The sequence below is a fragment of the Klebsiella ornithinolytica genome (genome assembly GCF_030505655.1).
GTDB classification, from domain to species: domain Bacteria; phylum Pseudomonadota; class Gammaproteobacteria; order Enterobacterales; family Enterobacteriaceae; genus Klebsiella; species Klebsiella ornithinolytica.
Genome location: NZ_CP130153.1, coordinates 406417 through 423063 on the forward strand (window position 1 = coordinate 406417; position 16647 = coordinate 423063).

Genomic DNA, 16647 nt, shown 5'->3' on the forward strand with positions numbered 1-16647 from the left:
TTGCCCGGCTTATTCTTTATAAATACACGGTTAGCGCTTCGGACCGGCAGCGACCAGCGCGGCGCCCGCTGGCGTATCGGTGTACTTCTCGAAGTTCTCTACGAACAGCTTCGCCAGCTGCTCGGCTTTCTCCTGCCACTGCTCTGGCGAACCGTAGGTGTTACGCGGGTCGAGGATGTGCGTATCGACACCTGGCAGCGAGGTTGGGATCTGCAAATCGAACATCGGCAGCGTGAAGGTTTCCGCATTGTCCAGCGACCCGTCGAGAATGGCATCGATAATGGCGCGGGTATCTTTAATCGAGATACGTTTGCCGGTGCCGTTCCAGCCGGTGTTGACCAGATAAGCCTGCGCACCGGATGCCTGCATGCGCTTCACCAGAACCTCCGCATACTGCGTCGGGTGCAGCGACAGGAACGCGGCACCGAAGCAGGCGGAGAAGGTTGGCGTCGGTTCAGTGACGCCACGTTCGGTACCGGCCAGCTTAGCGGTAAAGCCAGAGAGGAAGTGATACTGGGTCTGGTCTGCCGTCAGGCGCGATACCGGCGGCAGTACGCCGAATGCATCCGCCGTCAGGAAGATAACTTTGGTGGCATGGCCCGCTTTCGAGATCGGCTTAACGATGTTCTCGATATGATCGATCGGGTAGGAGACACGGGTGTTCTCGGTTTTCGACCCATCGTCGAAATCAATCGTGCCGTCCGCGCGAACCACCACGTTTTCCAGCAGCGCATCACGACGAATCGCGTGATAGATATCTGGCTCTGCGGCTTCGGAGAGTTTGATGGTCTTGGCATAGCAGCCGCCTTCGAAGTTGAAGACGCCATCGTCATCCCAGCCGTGCTCGTCATCGCCGATCAGACGGCGTTTCGGATCGGTGGAAAGGGTGGTTTTGCCGGTGCCGGAGAGGCCAAAGAAGACCGCCACGTCGCCTTTCTCGCCCACGTTAGCGGAACAGTGCATTGATGCGATCCCCTGCAGCGGCAGCAGGTAGTTCATGATAGAGAACATCCCTTTCTTCATTTCGCCGCCGTACCAGGTACCACCAATCAGCTGGATCCGCTCGGTCAGGTTGAAGGCAACGAAGTTTTCAGAGTTGAGTCCCTGCTCCTTCCACTGCGGGTTGGTGCATTTGGCGCCGTTCATCACGATGAAATCCGGCTTAAAGTTGGCCAGTTCTTCATCGGATGGGCGAATAAACATGTTCTTGACGAAGTGTGCCTGCCAGGCCACTTCGGTAATGAAGCGTACGCTCAGACGCGTGTCGGCATTGGCGCCGCAGAACGCATCAACGATGAACAGACGCTTGCCGGAAAGCTGATGAGTGACCAGATCTTTCAGGTGCTGCCAGGTTTCCTGCGAGAGCGGTTTGTTGTCGTTTTTACCGTTGCCTTTATCAGACCACCACACGGTATCGCGGGTTGTATCGTCACGAACGATATATTTATCTTTCGGCGAACGACCGGTAAAGATACCGGTATCGACGGCGATCGCGCCCAGATTGGTGAGTACGCCGCGCTCATACCCTTCCAGAGTGGGATCGAGTTCTTCTTGATACAACGTATCGTAACTAGGGTTGTGGACGATATCCTGGACGTCATTGATACCATAAGCCTTGAGATCCTGCGGGGTTAAACCATTATTAACGCGCATGTCACTGCTCCTTAGCCAATAATATATACTGCTTTAAATTGTAGGGGTTCTTTCGGGGTATAGACCGCGACCAGGCTCATAGATTTACGTATCTCGACAAACGCCTTACTTACGAAAAACACGGTGACTCCTGTCACGAAACATGCGTGATTATCTCAGGAAATTGGCCGTTGGTGGGGATAGATGTTTCTTATTGGTTAAAAAGTAATTAAAAAAACTGCTGAATTGTGAATGTAATCGCTTTCTTGAAAGAAAATTACGTAACTCTTTCAGTGAAAATCGATTCATCACGCGAGGAAATAGTTGACGGCAGGCGCGGCGAAGGCAGAAAACCTCCGCCGCGAGCTCTGGTGGGCAGGATTATCAGTGAACCTGCGGGTCGGCCGGAGAGGCATTATTGCGAATCTCGGCGATATCCATGGCGTTGAACAGGTAATGATTGCCGCAGTAATCGCAGTGCATATCAATTTCACCTTCGTCAGCGAGAATGCTGTCGATCTCTTCATCCGGCAGCGTTTTCAGCGCCCCGGCGCAGCGTTCGCGGGAACAGGTACACTTAAATTCCACATTCTGCGGATCGTACACGGTCACTTCTTCTTCGTGATACAGACGCCACAGGACGTCAGTCGCTGAGAGGGTGAACAGTTCCTCGGCTTTGATGGTCTCAGTGAGCGTAGCCAGATGGTCGAAATCATTGGCCTGGGTCTCTTGTGCCGGCATCACCTGAAGCAGCATGCCGCCCGCCATCGGTTTCCCTTCATGTTCGCCGGTGCGAATGATAAGGCGCGTCGGCAACTGTTCTGAGCGCTGGAAATAATCTTCCAGGCAAGCCGCCAGGGTGTCGCCTTCCAGACCGACCACGCCCTGATAGCGCTCGCCTTCATCCGGAGAGATGGTGATGACCAGATACCCGTTACCGACCAGCGTTTTCAGGTCCGCATCTTCCGGAATGTCGCCCTGAGTCCGCGCGACGCCGCGCAGCTGCTGCTGATTCGTCCCGTTGATTACCGCCAGAGACAGAGGACCATCGCCCTGCAGCTGCACGGTGATATCGCCGGCAAACTTCAGCGTCGCGGTCAGCAGGCTGGTGGCAACGAGCAGCTCTGCCAGCACGGTTTTGACCGGCTGCGGGTAGCTGTGGTTCGCCAGAATCTGTTCCAGGGTTTCCGAAACGGTAACCAGTTCACCGCGTACGGCATAGTTTTCAAACAGATAACGATGTAATTGATCGTGTTGAGTCATAATGGTCTCTCTTGCTGGCAACAGCGGTGCCTACAGGTATAGGCGGTTACTCACTGTCGCCGTGTTTAAATCTCATCAGGTCGCGGCGTTCTTTCTTGTCCGGACGTCTGTCGGGATGCGGCATGGTCAGCGCGTTCATTTTGCGCGCCAGCGCCATTTTCTCGCGTTTTTCGATGCTCTCTGCCGTCTCTTCATACAAGGCGGCGGCTTCACTGGCAGGTCGGCGCTGTTCGGTTATCCCTTTGACCAGCAGAATACGTTCGTCGTTGCCCTGGCGTAGCGTCAGAGTGGCGCCCGGCTCAACGATTTTACCCGGCTTGCTGCGCTGTCCGTTGTAATGCACCTTGCCGCCTTCAATCATCTCGCGCGCCAGCGCACGGGTTTTATAAATGCGGGCTGCCCAAAGCCATTTGTCCAGCCTGACGGCTTCGACGGGCTTCTCTTTCATGGCCTCTCCTTTGAAGTCAGCGAAGGGATCAGGCGCCGGTAGTCGTTCAATCCCGGATGTCGGGCATAGCTTTTTTCCGCCAGTCCGGAATCCGGATTCGTGACGCCCAGGCAGTAGCGAACACCAAACTGAGCCGCGGCATCGAGAATCGCCTCGCTATCGTCAACAAAGAGCGTTTTGCGCGCATCGAAGCCGGTTTCTTCCGCCACCGCACGCCACAGACGCTGATCTTCTTTCGGATAACCAAATGTGTGGGTAGAAAGCAATAAATCAAGGTGTGCGTCGAGACCGGTATGTTCAAGCTTTACCGCCAGATTGTGCGGATGGGCGTTGGTCAGCAGGATGCGCCGCTTGCCGCTGGCCTTGAGCGCATCAAGGAACGGGACGGTATCTTCACGCAGGGCTGCTCTTGGCCCCTGCTCGCTGGTCATCGCACGAATATCCAAATTCAGGCGCTCGCTCCAGTAGTCCAGACAGTACCAGTTTAGCGTATGCTGCACCGCGTGATACTCCTGGTGCATCGCCTCTTTGGCCTCCTGCAGGTTGAGCCCGCGTGCCGCTCCCCAGGTTTCCGGCACCAGTTTTTGCCAAAAATAGTTGTCGAAGGCGAGGTCGAGCAGCGTGCCATCCATATCCAGCAGAACGGTATCAACCTCCTGCCAGGCGATATCAAAATGCATGGTGAGTCTCCAGCGAGGGGAAATGCGCGACAGGGTATCACACCCCGCTGCGCAGGGAATTACTCTTGATGTTCCGGCGAGGGGATGAGTACCGGATTCAGGCAGCTTTCGTAGTATTTCTGAATATCTTCCATTCGCTGGCGATGACGCTGGTAGCGACGAATCGTCAGGATCCCGTGCCACGACATGCAGCCCAGCATGGTCAGCAGAAGCAGCGTCGTCCCCAGATAGCGCCACAGACCTGAACGGTCTGGAATACGATGCAGGTTGATGTGCTGCGTGCCATTGGCATCGGTATAGAGATTGGTCACAATCCCCTCGGCGTGGAACGGCGTATGCATCAGCATTCTGGCCAGACGCTGCAGTTCGCCCCACTGTTCATGCGCCGGATAGTCATACAAGCTGGTGGTCGGCCACGGCTGATTGACCAGATCGCTGCCTTCATCACTGACAATCAGGAAACCGCCGGGAGCCGGACTGTTAAGGGCCTGCGCTGCGCGTGAGGTTTCGCGAATGACAAACGGTGCCGTTGAGGTGGTGACCAGATTTTCCAGCGACTCAGCGCTAACCGGGCGCAGCAGAACGTTGACGCCATCCAGCTTGCCCGAGTTGGCGCGTTTGGTCAGCGCTTCCCAGTTACGCGTATTGCCCAGGTTAACCAGCGCGTTTTTCAAACGGGTACAGTCATCTTTTGCCGCACACAGGTTGTTGGTTTTTATGACGATATCGCCAAAATCATCCAGCAGCACCATGCCTGATTTCTGAATCGCCGAGCGCAGCGCGGGGCTGACGTGCGAGTCATCGTCCGGATCGGGATGTAGCTGGCGCTGCACGGATTGCATCAGCGCCGTGGCTTTGCCGACGACGTCGGACTCCGGAAGCGGTAGGGGAGGCGCGTCATTCCAGATGATCTGCGAGCAATCAAACGGCATAAACGGCGAGTTCTCTTTCGCCGTCCAGCTATCCGGCGAGTGGATATTGCAGGTTCCGGTACCTTTCAATCGCAGCGTATCGCCGAGGCGAACCTGCGACTTCTCCAGCTGGGCAACGGTAGTCGCTTCAATGGTTTGCGCCCCTTTCAGCCATGAAAGCGTAAACTTAAACGGCATATTCAGCGGGACGCTGGCCCACAGCATCACCACCACCAGCAGTGCGCCGATAGCGATAATGGCGCTACGCAGCCAGTACTGAAGCGGGAAGTTTTTCACTTCATCGTGCAACGACAGGAAGCGCCCCTGACGCACGACGTGACGGCTGAGATAGATATCGATATCCGTCTGCTGGCCGAGATCCTGGGCAATCCAGGGTTGCCAGTGGCGCGGATAGATCAGATCGATAATACCCAGGGAGATATTATTGATATGCTCCTGGTCATTTTCGCCAAACAGACCCCAGCGTTTGGGCATCCCGCGCAGGCAGTGGATCTCCCGGAGCGCCGCTTTACGCGGCGGCGCGTAGATACCCCACAGGCCCGCAGCCAGGAACAGTAGTCCACCGAGCAGTAGCCACGGGGTAAAAACATAGGGGCTTATCAGGCTGAAGTAAAACAGCAGGAACGAGGTGACGATAAAGATCGCTTCACGCAGCCCATCCGGCCGACTCAGCGCGTATTCCTCTGCCGTTTCCTGGCGAATGCTCAACAGCTCGATCTGCTCGCTCTCTTCCCCGCGGATTGACGCCTGGGTTGACGACGCCCGTTCGAGGGCATAACTGCGGCTCTCCTGCGGGTAGTCGCTGAGCGCATGGCCATTGAGGGCAATGACCAGCGGCAGGCTGTCGGTGGGTATCAGCTCAACGCTATTTTCGTCATTGATATACTGCTCCCAGAAAGGCGGCAGATGCACCTCCACCGAGTCGAGGAAGTAGCGCCATTTGTTCGGGTCATCGGTGGTAATGCCATAGCGCGTAATGGCACGGGTCACCGTGAAAACAGTATCGCTCTGTTGGGTGAGAGACAGTACGGCAGGGGCAACGCTTGCCCCCGATGCCGGCATTTGTCGGGCGTGGTTGAGACCTTCAAGGTACTTTTCCACCGCGCGGCGTTCTTGCTCAGAAAGCTTGCGGGTGACGGCATCGCTAAAGGCATGCAGGAGAGGGAGGCGGCGACGTCTGGCATGCGATCGATACCACCACCCGATAAGCAATGCGCAGATTAGCAGAGCTGTGAAAGAAATCAGAAAGGTGCCCATGCCCATCCCATCGTAGTTATTCTTTTCTTACAGGTGTCTTTAGTTGCTTAACACTTTGCGTGAACCTGCAGTGTGCTCTCGGCAGATATCGTATGTATACGGGAAAATTTATTGTGCGATACAGCAGCATACAAGCTTATCAAAATCGTTAAAATCCAGGAATCAGTAAATTCTCAAAAACATTTCAACCTATTGACTTTTTTATCTTTCTGATTCTCTCGTTTTGCGAGTGCAGGTTGCAACTATGTAAATAAGTGGCGAATTGAATTGCCGAAACCGTGCTGCGTATCGCACAATGACTTCTGGAATCACAGCATAGATCGATAACAATGAGCAAATCATTACAAAAACCCACCATTCTCAATGTTGAAACAGTAGCGCGCTCGCGTCTTTTTAACGTTGAAAGCGTGGACCTGGAATTCAGCAACGGCGTGCGTCGCGTTTATGAACGCATGCGCCCTTCGACGCGTGAAGCCGTGATGATTGTACCGATTGTCGATGACCATCTCATTCTGATTCGTGAATATGCCGTTGGCACCGAATCTTATGAGCTTGGTTTTTCTAAAGGGCTGATTGATCCAGGTGAAACCGTCATGGAAGCCGCTAACCGTGAACTGAAAGAAGAGGTCGGTTTCGGCGCCAATAAGCTGACGTTCCTGAAAAAACTGAGCATGGCACCCTCCTATTTCTCCAGCAAGATGAATATCCTGGTGGCTGAAGATCTGTACCCGGAATCGCTGCCTGGCGATGAGCCGGAACCTTTACCGCAGGTGCGCTGGCCGCTGTCGCAGCTAATGGCGCTGTTGGATGATGAAGATTTTAACGAAGCGCGCAACGTCAGCGCCCTGTTTTTGGTCCGCGAATGGCTGAAGGCTCAGGGACGCCTGTAGACCGCCCGGCGTCTTGCCAAATATCCGGCCTGTCACCATGGCCTGCAGAGAGAAGCAGAAAAAAAGCGCCCGCAGGCGCTTTTTTTGTCAGAACAGTTCGTGGGTTTCACCGCCACCATCGGTGATCGTGGTCCCCACTTCATGCACCGCCTGATGGGTCGGCTGTGTGCCATCAATGAAGTATTCGGCGCGGCTGTTACCGCCGCTCGCCAGCTGACCGGTGCTGCGGTCGATATTGACCGTTACCACGCCAGGCGGCGGGGTTAATGGCTCTTCAGGTACGCCTTCCAGCACGCGTTTCATAAAGTCATCCCAGGCTGGCTGGGCGCTTTTGGCTCCCCCCTCATAGCCGGAAATCTGATCTTTAATCGCGCCGGATGCGGTAGTCCGCCCCAGATCGCGGCGGTGATCGTCAAAACCAATCCATACCGACGTCACGACGCCCGGGCCGTAGCCGGAGAACCACGCATCTTTTGAGCTGTTGGTGGTCCCCGTTTTACCGCCGATATCGTGGCGCTGCAGATCGCGCCCGGCGCGCCAGCCGGTACCCATCCAGCCCGGTTCGCCGAAGATGTTACTGTTCAGGGCGCTTTTAATCAGGAATGACAATGGCGTGCTAATCACATGCGGCGCATATTCCTGGGCGCCGGATTGGGCAACCAGCGCCTGGTTGACCTGTTCAAGCTCTGGCTGCGGCGGCACCGCGGAGTTCTGCGGTGTTGTCGAGGTCGCGACATCTTCGACATCCTTATTTTCCAGCACGTCGGATTTCGGCGTATCGCCGTAAATGACCGGCAGGTTGCACTGCGGACAGGCAACTTTAGGCCGCTCCTCAAAGATCACGCCGCCCTGATCGGTCTCGATTTTGCTGATAAAGAATGGCGTAACCAGGAAGCCGCCGTTGGCCATCACCGAATAACCGCGCGCAACCTGCAGCGGCGTAAAGGATGCGGACCCCAGCGCCAGCGACTCGGTATGCACGATATTCCCCGCCGGGAAACCGAAACGCTGTAGATACTCCGCCGCGTAATCCACGCCCATGGCACGCATGGCGCGAACCATCACGACGTTCTTCGACTGCCCCAGTCCCTGACGCAAGCGAATCGGGCCGGCGTACTGCGGCGGGGAGTTTTTCGGCTGCCAGTCGGAACCGGCACCGGCGTCCCAACGGGAAATCGGCACATCGTTAAGCATACTGGCCAGCGTCAGGCCTTTATCCATTGCCGCGGTGTAGAGGAACGGCTTAATGTTCGAGCCTACCTGGCGCAGGGCCTGGGTCGCGCGGTTGAATTTACTTTGATTGAAGTCGAACCCGCCGACCAGGGCGATAATGGCGCCGTTCTGCGGGTTAATGGAAACCAGCGCCGAGTTCACATCCGGTACCTGCGACAACCACCAGCGGTCGCCGACCTGACGGACCCAAATTTGCTGCCCGGACTGCAGGACATCGGTGACCTTGCGCGGAGTCGCTCCTTGCTGGGTATCGGAGATAAAGCGACGCGCCCAGCGGACGCCCTCCATGTTCAGCGTGACCGACGTTCCATTACTTAATAGCGCGACCGCTTCCTGGGGATTTGCCGAGGTAATCACCGCCGGAGCAAGCGGCCCGTAGCCGGGCAGGCTTTTCAGCGATGCGATGATTTTCGCCTGATCCCAGGGCGTTTCGCCCACTTTCCACAGCACGTTGGCCGGGCCGCGGTAGCCATGGCGCATATCGTAATCGAGCACGTTATTGCGGACGGCTTGCTGAGCGGACTGCTGGTTTTTCCGCGTGATAGTGGTGTAAACGCGGTAGCCATCTTCATATGCCTGCTCGCCATAGCGGTTGACCATCTCCTGGCGGACCATTTCACTGAGATAAGGCGCCGAGAAAGCGATTTCCGGTGCGTGGTAGCGGGCGTCAATGGCTTCGTTGCGCGCCTGATCGTATTGCGTCTGCGTGATATAGCCTTCGCTCAGCATACGTGCCAGAACAACGTTACGACGCGCGGTCGCGCGGTCCATGGAATAGAGCGGGTTAAATGTCGATGGTGCTTTAGGCAGGCCGGCGATAACGGCCATTTCGCTCAGGCTAAGCTGGTCGATAGATTTACCAAAGTAAACCTGCGCCGCCGCGCCGACGCCATAGGCGCGGTAGCCGAGATAGATTTTATTCAGGTACAGCTCAAGGATTTCGTCTTTATTCAGCAACTGCTCGATGCGAATCGCCAGGAAGGCCTCTTTGATCTTACGCATCAGCGTCTTCTCCGGGCTCAGGAAGAAGTTACGCGCTAACTGCTGGGTGATGGTACTGGCGCCCTGTGAGGCATGGCCTGAGAACATGGCGACGCTGGCTGCACGGAAAATACCGACCGGATCGACGCCGTGATGTTCATAGAAACGACTATCTTCGGTGGCAATAAACGCTTTGATCAGCTCGGGCGGCATTTGCTGCAGCGTGACGGGAATACGGCGTTTCTCGCCATACTGCGCAATAAGCTCGCCATCCGCGCTATAGACCTGCATCGGGATCTGCAAACGCACATCCTTCAGGGTCGCGACGTCAGGGAGTTGCGGCTCAATATATTTATAGAGGCCAAAAACCGAGCCTGCTCCCAGCAGTACGCAACAGACTGCAAGGATCAATAGATACTTTACGAACTTCACCGGAGATTTCCCATTAAGTTTAATTTGGGCAGTTTATAAACAAACGCGCGGTAGTATAAAGGCAAGCCTGGTGCATTGATAGAGTCGAGCCGTAATGGCGGACAAGGAGATCGTAAGCATGGCTTTCAGCAACTGGCGAATCGGGATGCATATTCAACAGGACGCAATAGTGCTGGTCGCACTGCGCTACGCGCGTTCCCGCTGGGCGTTATGCCGCTGGTGGGATATCGAACTGGCGCCCGGCATCGTGCGCCATGGCATGGTGGTTGACGTGGCTGCGCTGGCTGAACGGTTGCAGAACTGGCGGCGGGAACTGCCTTTGCAACATCAGGTCAGCATTGCGTTTCCGGCCAGCCGAACGTTACAAAAGCAGCTGCCGCGTCCGCAGCTGTCTCTGCGCGATAAGGAGCGGGCAACCTGGATAGCCAGCGTGATGGCGCAACAGCTGGAGATGCCGGCCGCCTCGCTATGTGTCGATTATTCCGCCGCGCCGGCAAAGAACGAATGGCGGGTGACGGCAGCACAACGCCTGGATATCGACGTTCTGCGTCAGCTCGCCGCCCGCCTGAAGCTGAGCATCGCAGGCATTGTACCGGATGCCTGCGCGCTGGCAGCATTCCTCCCCTGGCTGCCGTCTGGCTCGCAAGGCCTCGCGTGGCGCAACGATCCTCATTGGCTGTGGGCAACGCGGGAAGGCTGGGGCAGTTTACCGTGCGCTGAAGCCTCTTCGTTTTCACAGCTCTCCCGGTTGATCGATGCCAAATCACTCCAGCGCTGCGCCACGCGTTCTGGCGATGAGACCTCTTTTGACCCCTGGCGCGTGATTCATCGCCTGCAGCCACCGCTGCCGGACTGTGGAGAGCGCTATGCCGTGGCGATTGGGCTGGCGTTAGGAGGGCGGCAACGATGACGACGGCGGTGAATTTTTTGCCCTGGCGTGAAGCGCGTCGCCGCCAGCGGCTGCGTATCGTGCTGTTGTACGCGGTGGGATTTCTACTGATCTTGCTGACGATTGCTCAGGTTAAGCGGGCTGAGCGTCACGCGGTTGAGGCGCTGACTGCGGTGAGAGCCGCGGCTGAAAACCAGCTCTGGTCCGCACTCCGGCAGCGCGAAAGCATGATGCTGGAGCGACAGCAGCAAGGACAGCGGCTGCGCCTGAGACAGCAAAAAAGGGCATTAACCGAGGCCTGGCAGTCCCGGTTATGGGCAATCGCCGCGCAGCTACCGGAGCAGGCCTGGTTAACCCGGCTGGAGTATCAGCGCGATACCTTGATGTTGAGCGGTCTGGCGCTGAATCTTAAGGCCGTGGCGGGGCTGGAAAAAGCGCTGAGCGCGGTTGCCGGATTCAAACCGGCCAGAGCCGATGAAACGCGCCGCGGTGAGCAGGGGCGCTGGCAGTTTCGCTTTTCCCTGAGCGGAGAGCACGCTGATGCAGGCACTCATTGAACGTGGAATGACGGCATTTTTTTCTCTGCGCGGTGGGCGGCTCGCGCTGCCGATTGTTCTGGGGCTGATCGCGGTGATTTTTTCCCGGCTCTCAGCTTCGCCTCCACCGGCAGAAACCGACGGACATCTCCATCTGCGCCAGCAGTGGCTTCGGTTAATACCGCTGCAGACTACCTTGCAAAATGCCTTCCCGGATGAACAAAAGCGTGCGCTGTTCTCCCCGATTACGCTGCCGGTATCAGGCGCCATGCTGGTGAGCTGGCGCCCGTCGGGGCGCGGCGGCGAGCTGCTGCTGGAGGTCCGCTGGCAGGCGGTCCCGCCGCTGTTTTCCTGGCTGGCGGAGTGCGGAATGCGTGTAACGGGCTTTTCACTGCGTCCGGAAAAAAAGACGCTCCTGATGACGCTACAGCTGGAGGCCGAAGATGTGGGGTAAGGGTTGGCGTTTTCTGTGGCTGCTTCCGCTGCCGCTATCCTTGCTGGCCGGCGATCGCGATCCGTTTCTGCCTCCGGAGGATCGCTGCCAGACGGCACAGCTGGCGCAATGGCGCTATGGCGGCGCGGTCGGTCATCGGCACTATTGGGTGGGTTATTTACTGGATCATCGTAACCAATGGCGCCGGGTGCGAAAAGAGAACGCTTTGCCGGGAGGCTGGCGAATCCATTTGCTGACGGCGGAGCGAGTTGCAATAACAACAGGGCCTGGATGCGAACCTGCGTATTGGGAATGGCTGCGGGAAAAAGGAACAAAATATGATGCGATGGATAAGCCTGCTGTTTCTGCTGTTGCCAGCAATAGCGACGGCAAAAAATGAGAAACTCGTGTCGCTGGTGGTGGACGATGTGCCGGTTGCCCAGGTACTGCAAACGCTGGCCGAGATGCAGCAAAAAAATCTGGTTGTGGCGCCTGACGTCAGCGGTACGGTGTCGCTTCATCTGAAGAACGTTCCCTGGCAGCAGGCATTGCGCGCGGTGATTGATAGCGCCGGGCTGATGTATAACCAACAGGGCACGGTACTGCATGTGCATACGCTGGTCTGGCAAAATGCGCGGCAGGCGCAACAAGAGGCGGCGCGCGCGAAGCAATTGCAGAACCTGCCTTTGCAAAGGCATAGCGTGATGCTGCAGCATGCTGATGCGAGCGAGCTGGCGAAGTCCGGGGATAAATTGCTCAGCGCCCGGGGTAGCCTGACGGTGGATAAACGCACCAATCGACTGTTCATTCACGACGATGCCGCGCATCTGTCGGCATTGACCGCGTGGGCCCAGGAGATGGATCTGCCGGTCGGTCAGGTCGAGCTGGCGGCGCATATTGTCTCGATGAGCGAAACCAGCCTGCGTGAACTGGGGGTGAAATGGAGCATGGCCGAAGCCAGCAGCATGCCGGGTTCCGGTAAGCTGACGACCTTAAGCAGCCATCAGGCGCTGAACAATGCCAGCAATCGCGTGGGGTTTAATATCGGCCGCCTGAGCGGGCGCTTGCTGGAGCTGGAGCTTTCGGCGCTGGAGCAAAAACAGCAGGTGGAAATCATCGCCAGCCCGCGCTTGCTGGCTTCTCATATGCAGTCTGCCAGCATTAAGCAGGGGAGTGAAATTCCCTATCAGGTCTCGCGCGGGGAAAGCGGTGCAACATCGATTGAGTTCAAAGAGGCGGTACTGGGAATGGAGGTCACGCCAACGGTTCTGCAACAGAATCGTGTGCGCCTGAAACTACGCATTACGGAGAATACGCCAGGTCAGGTTCTGAAGCAGGAAAATGGCGAAGCGTTGGCTATCGATAAACAGGAAATTGAGACCCAGGTTGAAGTGAAAAGCGGCGAAACGCTGGCTCTGGGCGGAATCTTTTCGCAAAAAAAGAAATCTGCCCGCGACAGTATTCCGCTACTGGGCGACATTCCGCTGCTCGGCCAGCTGTTTCGTCGCGACGGCAAAGATAACGAACGGCGTGAACTGGTTGTCTTCATTACCCCACGAATTCTGGCAGTGCATTAAGCGGTTTTTCTTGCTAAACACGTTTCAGGTGTTTGACGTGAGGACGGATTTAGCATACAAGGGGTACCGATTTGAGAGTCGGGTTCGGCATCAATCCTCCCTTTTTGTCCGGTGATTTATCCACAAGATCATTCAGGATGCGTCGAGGCGGTAAGCTGGTTTACCCCCAGAAACATAGATAACTATGCACCTGGAGGCGGATGAGTGCAGCCGACGGCGAGGTAGTTTGAATAATGACGAGTATATTCAGTTGCCAAACCTGCCTGAGTATTGAGATAATTTTTAGTCTGACTCTCGCTCTATTGCATATGAGGTTTCAGTTCATGTCCTGCTGCGCTGGGTATTCGCGAAGCGGGTTTACCATTAACGAATAGTCTTAGTAGTACCGAAAAAATGGCAGAGAAACGCAATATCTTTCTGGTTGGGCCTATGGGTGCCGGCAAAAGCACTATTGGGCGCCAGTTAGCCCAACAGCTCAATATGGAATTTTACGATTCTGATCAAGAGATTGAGAAACGCACTGGCGCAGATGTGGGCTGGGTTTTCGATGTCGAAGGTGAAGACGGCTTCCGCGACCGTGAAGAAAAGATCATCAATGAGTTGACGGAAAAACAGGGAATTGTGCTGGCGACTGGCGGCGGCTCTGTGAAATCCCGTGAAACGCGTAACCGTCTCTCCGCCCGCGGCGTGGTGGTGTACCTGGAAACAACGATCGAAAAGCAGCTTGCCCGTACGCAGCGCGATAAAAAGCGTCCTCTCTTACAAGTTGAAGCGCCGCCTCGCGAAGTTCTTGAAGCGTTGGCCGACGAACGCAACCCACTGTATGAAGAGATTGCTGACGTCACTATCCGTACCGACGATCAGAGCGCAAAAGTAGTGGCAAACCAGATTATTCATATGCTGGAAAGCAATTGATTCTGGCTTAATAAAGAGCGTCAGAGTAAAAAGCAACTGAGGTGGACGTCGCGTTATGGAGAGGCTTACTGTAACCCTCGGGGAACGTAGTTACCCGATTACCATCGCGGCTGGTTTGTTTAACGATCCAGCTTCCTTCCAGCCACTGAAATCAGGCGACCAGGTTATGCTGGTCACCAATGAAACGCTGGCGCCGCTTTATCTGGATAACGTTCGCTCTGTACTGGAGCAGGCGGGGGTTAACGTAGATAGCGTCATTCTACCCGACGGCGAGCAGTACAAAAGCCTGACGGTGATGGACTCGGTCTTTACCGCTTTACTGCAAAAACCGCACGGCCGTGATACCACTCTGGTGGCGCTCGGCGGCGGCGTGGTCGGTGATTTAACCGGCTTTGCCGCGGCTAGCTATCAGCGCGGCGTGCGTTTTATCCAGGTTCCAACCACCCTGCTGTCGCAGGTGGACTCTTCGGTCGGTGGCAAGACGGCCGTCAATCACCCTCTTGGTAAAAACATGATTGGTGCCTTCTGGCAGCCGGTTTCCGTGGTCGTCGATCTCAACTGTCTTAAGACGTTGCCGGCCCGTGAACTCTCTTCCGGACTGGCCGAAGTGATCAAATACGGCATTATTCTCGACGGTGAATTCTTCAGCTGGCTGGAAAGCAATATCGATGCGCTGATGGCGCTTGATGAGAAGGCGATGGCGTACTGTATTCGTCGTTGCTGTGAGCTGAAAGCCGAAGTTGTTGCGGCCGACGAGCGCGAAACCGGGTTACGTGCTTTACTCAATCTTGGACATACTTTTGGTCATGCTATCGAAGCCGAAATGGGCTACGGTAACTGGCTACACGGTGAAGCCGTTGCTGCCGGTATGGTGATGGCTGCGCATACGTCCGAGCGATTAGGGCAGTTCAGCGCACAGGATACACAGCGTATCGTGACGCTGCTGCAGCGTGCGGGCTTGCCGGTACGTGGGCCGCAGGAGATGACTGCGCAGGCGTATCTGCCCCACATGATGCGTGATAAAAAGGTGCTGGCAGGCGAAATGCGGCTGGTGCTACCGCTGGCAATAGGGAAAAGCGAAGTTCGCGGCGGAGTGTCGCATGATGTTGTTCTTGGCGCGATTGCTGATACTCAGCTAGCGCAACAATAAGAAGGTCTAGCCGCGTCCGCGCGGCGTTATCATTTCAGGTGACATGCAATAGTCGTGAGCATAAGCCTTTTAGTGGGGTGTTAAATGGATGAATTAAAACCAGAAGATGATCTGAAAGCCGATCGCAGCGATCGTCGTACTGGTCGTTCCCGTCAATCTTCCGAGCGCGATAGCGATCCGCAGATCAATTTTGATGATGTCGATCTTGATGCGGACGACAGCCGTCCGACGCGCGCCAGCAAAGCACGCCGTGAGCGCGATGAAGAAGAGTATGAAGCGGACGTAGAGTCTGAAGAAGACGAAGAGTCGGAAGAGCAGCAGGTTGAGCGTCGTCCGCGCAAGCGTAAGAAAGCGCCCGCGAAGCCAGCCTCCCGCCAGTATATTATGATGGGGGTGGGGATTCTCGTGCTGCTGCTGCTGATCGTTGGCATTGGCTCTGCACTGAAATCGCCATCCTCTTCCAGTGAACAAACCGCGTCAGGCGAAAAGAGCATTAACCTGTCAGGCGATCAGTCTGACAATGGACAGTCTGGCAATGGCCAGCCTGTCGCTCAGGACCAGACCACGGCAAACAACCCGCAGCAGGATGTTTCTCTGCCGCCGATCGCCTCTAATCCGACTCAGGGCCAGACTAGCGCTGAGCCGCAGGGACAGCAGCGTGTTGAGGTGCAGGGCGACCTGAATAATGCCTTGACTCAGCAGCAGGGCCAGATTGACAGCGCCGTAGCGAACTCTACGCTGCCGACTGAACCGGCGACCGTTGCTCCTGTCCGTAATGGCGCCGCCCCGCGTCAGGCAACAACTGAACGTCAGACTGCCGCCGCTCCGCGTCCGGTAGAGCGTAAGCATACGGTGATTGAGCCGAAACCAGTGGCGAAAGCGCCGGTTGAAGCGAAACCTGTTCAGCCGAAGCGTGTTGAAAGCACCGCTGCGGCTGCGCCGGTGAAAGCGCCTGTCGCTCAGCCGAGCAAACCTGTTGCCACCGCACAGACGACGAAGCCGGCTCCGACGACCACGACAACGACAACGACAACCGCGACCGCACCAGCGGCTACCGCTGCGGCGACGGCGGCTCCGGCTGCAACTGCCGGGGGTAAAACTGCGGGTGATGTCAGCTCGATGAAAGCGGCGCCGTCGGGTAACTACACTCTGCAACTCAGCAGCTCCTCCAACTACAACAACCTGAATAGCTGGGCGAAGAAAGAGAAGCTGGATAAATATGTCGTCTACGAGACCACGCGTAACGGTCAGCCATGGTATGTACTGGTCAGCGGTATCTACGCTTCGAAAGATGAAGCGAAGCGTGCTGTAGCCACTCTGCCAGCGGATGTGCAGGCGAAAAACCCGTGGGCGAAACCGCTGCATCAGGTTCAGGCCGATCTGAAGTAAGTGCGGTGTA

General features: G+C 56.3%; 15 protein-coding genes. 9 read left to right on the top strand and 6 right to left on the bottom strand.

Annotated elements, in window-relative coordinates; all coding sequences use genetic code 11:
- Positions 1–30: 30 nt before the first annotated feature.
- The 5 genes from pckA to Q1L34_RS01835 all read right to left on the bottom strand — a co-directional run bounded on the left by pckA (position 31) and on the right by Q1L34_RS01835 (position 6212).
- Positions 31–1653: a phosphoenolpyruvate carboxykinase (ATP) gene (gene pckA / locus Q1L34_RS01815; protein ID WP_004868477.1), complete on the bottom strand. Its 1623-nt coding sequence runs from the start codon at positions 1651–1653 to the stop codon at positions 31–33.
- Positions 1654–2016: 363 nt separating this feature from the next.
- A complete protein-coding gene (gene hslO, locus Q1L34_RS01820) occupies positions 2017–2895 on the bottom strand; it encodes an Hsp33 family molecular chaperone HslO (protein WP_004868474.1) in 879 nt (292 codons plus the stop codon).
- A 46-nt stretch (positions 2896–2941) separates the two neighbouring features.
- Positions 2942–3343: a ribosome-associated heat shock protein Hsp15 gene (gene hslR, locus Q1L34_RS01825; RefSeq protein WP_071359816.1), complete on the bottom strand. Its 402-nt coding sequence runs from the start codon at positions 3341–3343 to the stop codon at positions 2942–2944.
- The gene (gene yrfG, locus Q1L34_RS01830; protein WP_071359815.1) at positions 3340–4023 is read right to left on the bottom strand and encodes a GMP/IMP nucleotidase; all 684 of its coding nucleotides are present in this window, start codon (positions 4021–4023) and stop codon (positions 3340–3342) included. The genes hslR and yrfG overlap by 4 nt, the downstream gene beginning before the upstream one ends.
- Positions 4024–4082: 59 nt before the next feature.
- Positions 4083–6212 (bottom strand): intracellular growth attenuator family protein, encoded by a 2130-nt coding sequence (locus tag Q1L34_RS01835; protein WP_044347753.1) that lies wholly within the window; start codon positions 6210–6212, stop codon positions 4083–4085.
- 329 nt (positions 6213–6541) lie between these two features.
- Here Q1L34_RS01835 and nudE point away from each other — a divergent pair, with 329 nt between their 5' ends.
- Positions 6542–7102 (top strand): ADP compounds hydrolase NudE, encoded by a 561-nt coding sequence (gene nudE / locus Q1L34_RS01840; protein WP_004868466.1) that lies wholly within the window; start codon positions 6542–6544, stop codon positions 7100–7102.
- An 87-nt stretch (positions 7103–7189) separates the two neighbouring features.
- Here the strand turns inward: nudE and mrcA are convergent, their stop codons facing one another.
- Positions 7190–9748, bottom strand: a complete 2559-nt coding sequence (gene mrcA / locus Q1L34_RS01845) for a peptidoglycan glycosyltransferase/peptidoglycan DD-transpeptidase MrcA (RefSeq protein ID WP_071359813.1) — start codon at positions 9746–9748, stop codon at positions 7190–7192.
- A 118-nt stretch (positions 9749–9866) separates the two neighbouring features.
- Between mrcA and Q1L34_RS01850 the strand changes: the two genes are divergently transcribed.
- The 8 genes from Q1L34_RS01850 (at position 9867) to damX (ending at position 16637) form a co-directional block, all read left to right on the top strand.
- The gene (locus tag Q1L34_RS01850) at positions 9867–10658 is read left to right on the top strand and encodes a type IV pilus biogenesis protein PilM (protein ID WP_004868463.1); all 792 of its coding nucleotides are present in this window, start codon (positions 9867–9869) and stop codon (positions 10656–10658) included.
- Complete coding sequence (locus Q1L34_RS01855; protein WP_015585614.1) at positions 10655–11194, top strand: PilN domain-containing protein; 540 nt, start codon at positions 10655–10657, stop codon at positions 11192–11194. The genes Q1L34_RS01850 and Q1L34_RS01855 overlap by 4 nt, the downstream gene beginning before the upstream one ends.
- Positions 11178–11627, top strand: coding sequence for a HofO family protein (locus tag Q1L34_RS01860; protein ID WP_071359812.1), 450 nt, complete (start codon positions 11178–11180; stop codon positions 11625–11627). The genes Q1L34_RS01855 and Q1L34_RS01860 overlap by 17 nt, the downstream gene beginning before the upstream one ends.
- On the top strand, positions 11617–12006 hold the full coding sequence (locus Q1L34_RS01865) for a HofP DNA utilization family protein (RefSeq protein ID WP_044347757.1): 390 nt from the start codon (positions 11617–11619) through the stop codon (positions 12004–12006). The genes Q1L34_RS01860 and Q1L34_RS01865 overlap by 11 nt, the downstream gene beginning before the upstream one ends.
- Positions 11945–13183 (top strand): DNA uptake porin HofQ, encoded by a 1239-nt coding sequence (gene hofQ, locus Q1L34_RS01870; protein WP_015585617.1) that lies wholly within the window; start codon positions 11945–11947, stop codon positions 13181–13183. Before Q1L34_RS01865 ends, hofQ begins: the two co-directional genes overlap by 62 nt.
- 393 nt (positions 13184–13576) lie before the next feature.
- Positions 13577–14098 (top strand): shikimate kinase AroK, encoded by a 522-nt coding sequence (gene aroK, locus Q1L34_RS01875; protein ID WP_004868452.1) that lies wholly within the window; start codon positions 13577–13579, stop codon positions 14096–14098.
- Positions 14099–14153: 55 nt separating this feature from the next.
- Positions 14154–15248 (top strand): 3-dehydroquinate synthase, encoded by a 1095-nt coding sequence (gene aroB, locus Q1L34_RS01880; protein WP_004868451.1) that lies wholly within the window; start codon positions 14154–14156, stop codon positions 15246–15248.
- Positions 15249–15332: 84 nt separating this feature from the next.
- Entirely contained in the window at positions 15333–16637 is a 1305-nt protein-coding gene (gene damX / locus Q1L34_RS01885) for a cell division protein DamX (protein ID WP_071359811.1), read from the top strand.
- The last annotated feature ends 10 nt before the right edge of the window (positions 16638–16647 follow it).